This is a genomic window from Roseibium sp. SCP15 (genome assembly GCF_040329435.1).
Lineage (GTDB): Bacteria > Pseudomonadota > Alphaproteobacteria > Rhizobiales > Stappiaceae > Roseibium.
This window is the reverse complement of sequence record NZ_JBDZYI010000010.1, coordinates 1-1,525: the sequence shown is the minus strand read 5'-3', so window position 1 is coordinate 1,525 and position 1,525 is coordinate 1. Positions and strand designations below refer to the sequence as shown.

Sequence of the window (1,525 nt, the reverse complement as noted above, 5' to 3'; positions counted from 1 at the left end):
CAACGGTGGCAACGACGTCCTGCAGGGTGGCTACGGCAATGACGACCTCAATGGCGGTGACGGCAATGACGTTCTGGACGGAGGCCATGGCGAGGACATCCTCAATGGCGGCGCCGGCAACGACCTGCTGATCTCACAGGCAGACGGACGCGAGGGTCCGGTCGCCCATGACCCGGACCGCGACGAAGGCGATCCCTATAATGAACTGTCCGGCGGCAAGCTCTATCCGGACCAGCCGATCCCGGCAGACGATGTCCTCACCGGTGGGTCCGGCGGCGACGTCTTCTACTTCCAGACCCTGATCAATGCCAAGGAACGCTTCCTGGAGGAACATACCCAGGATGACGGCACCATCAGATGGCATGGCGTGGCCGGTGAGAACGAGAACATCCACGACCACTGGGTCGACCAGATCGGCAATGACGTCATCACCGACTTCAACCGCGACGAAGGCGACCGCATCGTCATCGAGGGTCACACCACCAAGATCCGCTCCATCACCTATGGCGACAGCAATGGCGACGGTGTTGTCGATCACACCGTGATCAGCCTCTATTCCGACCAGGGATCGGGCGGCGGTGCCCACAACAACGATGACCTGGGAACCATCACCGTCTATGGCGATCTCGTCACACAGACCGACATCTCCACCACCGCCAAACCGGCCTACGGCATCGTCCGCTCCATCTCAGATCTCCAGGAAGCCCTCAAGCCCATCGAGATGGGTGAGGATCGTGGCGAGATCGCACCGCCCTCGGACCTGCCTGATGTCGGCGATCTGCCGTTGCCAACGGGTATGACGCCAGTCTTCGCCATTGCCGGTTCCAACGAGTTCTCCGGTGAGAAGGGCGATTATCTGGATGCGGGCAATCCGGCTTCGCTGGACCTTGCCGCCGGAACGGTCGCGCTGACCTTCAACGCCGATCATGTCTCCGGGTCCCAGGCCCTCTTTTCCAAGGATGGCTCGGGGTATGACGACGGCGGCCACCTGACCGTCTGGCTCAAGGACGGCACCATTTATGTCCGCCAGCAGTCGGACGACACCACCGAGTATCTCAAGATCCCATCGACCCAGATCGAGGAGAACACCGACTACCACCTGGCGGTGACCTTCGGTGAAGATGGCTTGATGGTCTACCTCAACGGCGAGCTGGTGGCGGCCGAGCCGGAGTTCAAGCAGGGCCTCGACATGAACGAGCGCGCCTTCCTGGTCGGGGCTTCCGGTGCCTGGCGCTCCGATGATGCCCACACCGCCCACCAGCAGTTCAACGGCACCATCTCCGATGTCATGGTCTTCGACGAGCAGATTGCCGGTGAAGACATGGCTGCCCTTGCAGGCGAAGTCGATCCGGCCTTTGAGACAGAGGCCCTCGCGGCCCTGGCCCAGGACGACCTGATGCCCGCCTTCCAGCAGCTCCATCACGGCTCCGACGAGTTCAAGGCACTGGCCATGCAGTTCGGCTTCAACCATGACGGCGAGCTGACAACAGGGGCCGCCTACACCGAAGGCACCGATGCTGACGAG

General features: G+C 62.2%; 1 protein-coding gene. It reads left to right on the top strand.

Annotated features, from left to right (window positions below; all coding sequences use genetic code 11):
* On the top strand, nucleotides 1-1,525 hold a 1,525-nt coding region (locus ABLO27_RS27080), incomplete at both ends, for a LamG-like jellyroll fold domain-containing protein (RefSeq protein WP_353037217.1).